The 1036-nt window shown below is 52.8% G+C and carries 3 protein-coding genes; 2 read left to right on the forward strand and 1 reads right to left on the reverse strand.

Annotated features, from left to right (window positions below; translation table 11 throughout):
* Together DBR24_RS31240 and DBR24_RS05770 are read left to right on the forward strand one after the other, a co-directional pair.
* Positions 1-194, forward strand: a 194-nt coding sequence (locus DBR24_RS31240; RefSeq protein ID WP_218278123.1) for a hypothetical protein, incomplete at its 5' end; no start/stop codon positions are given.
* 100 nt (positions 195-294) lie between these two features.
* Positions 295-498, forward strand: a complete 204-nt coding sequence (locus DBR24_RS05770; protein WP_128614168.1) for a DUF3606 domain-containing protein — start codon at positions 295-297, stop codon at positions 496-498.
* Here DBR24_RS05770 and DBR24_RS05775 read toward each other — a convergent pair.
* Positions 479-1036: cell wall metabolism sensor histidine kinase WalK (locus DBR24_RS05775; protein ID WP_128614169.1), on the reverse strand; the 558-nt coding region annotated here is incomplete at its 5' end. The two genes, DBR24_RS05770 and DBR24_RS05775, sit on opposite strands and share 20 nt — an antisense overlap.

A 1036-nucleotide genomic window follows, 5' to 3' on the forward strand; every position in this document is an offset into this window, starting at 1 on the left:
GTTCAAGCGGCACCGATCCGCTGCGCGTGGTTGACGTTTTGTCATTCCAGCCGAAACCGCCTCGCCCGAGAGCGCTGGGCTTAGGCATCCCAGATACGAAAGTGTTTTTACACACTCTGGGCCGATCTCTGCCGGTCACGACAGACTGTTTTCGGCCAGAAACAGACGAGCGCGAATGGTTTTTGAAAATGTAAAGAACTCGAGAGGATGTTTGCGAACGTTTTCCAAAAACCTCGATTTTTACTGCCGTTCAGCTATTTTGGAGTCTAGGACTAACAAGCCAAGGACGTACCTATGCAGCAGCGAAACCTAGTGGGTAGTGTTGACGAGATCGGAATCAACGCTAATGACATGTTCGAGTATAAGTATTGGGCCAAAAAATTTGGTGTCACTGCGAGCGAGCTTAAATCCGTGGTTAAAGCTGTAGGTGATTCCCCGAGCGCGGTCCGCAGCAGAATCGAAAAATCCACTAAAAAACTCAGTCTGCCAGCGATTTAGCACAATTAAATAGAACCGAGACGCGCAATCCTTTCTGATTTGTCTCATCTAAAAATTTGAGCGTGACGCTTGCATCATTACGATTAGCTATCGCGCTCACAATAGACAAGCCCAACCCTGAGCCAGACTCACCGGAGCCCAAACTACGGTAAAACGGGTCGAACACTAGTGCCTGTTCTTCAGGGTTGATGCCCGGTCCCGAATCCTTGATTTCGATCAGCACGCCCTGCTCCGCCGACTCGACACTCAAATCGACCCGCCCGCCCGCCGGGGTGTAGCGAATGGCGTTGTCCACCAAGTTCTTGATCAGGATGAACAGGTCCAGCTCATTGATGACCACCTGCGCATCCTCGACACTTTCCACGCCGATATCGATGTCCTTTTCCTCTGCCAGCGGCAGCAGGTCTTCAAGCACACGGCGAAACACGCCGTGCACCGAAACCGGCGTCTCGGTGCACGGCGAAACTGATTGCGCAGCCGCCAGAGCCAGCAATTGCTCGATGAGATTACGGCTGCGCTGGATGCCCTGAGCCAGGGG

The sequence above is a fragment of the Pseudomonas sp. HMWF006 genome (assembly GCF_003061205.1).
Lineage (GTDB): Bacteria > Pseudomonadota > Gammaproteobacteria > Pseudomonadales > Pseudomonadaceae > Aquipseudomonas > Aquipseudomonas monsensis.

Bases quoted from the DNA above. Each gene is read 5' to 3' on its own strand.
- DBR24_RS05770 (WP_128614168.1), top strand. From the start codon at position 295: ATGCAGCAGCGAAACCTAGTGGGTAGTGTTGACGAGATCGGAATCAAC.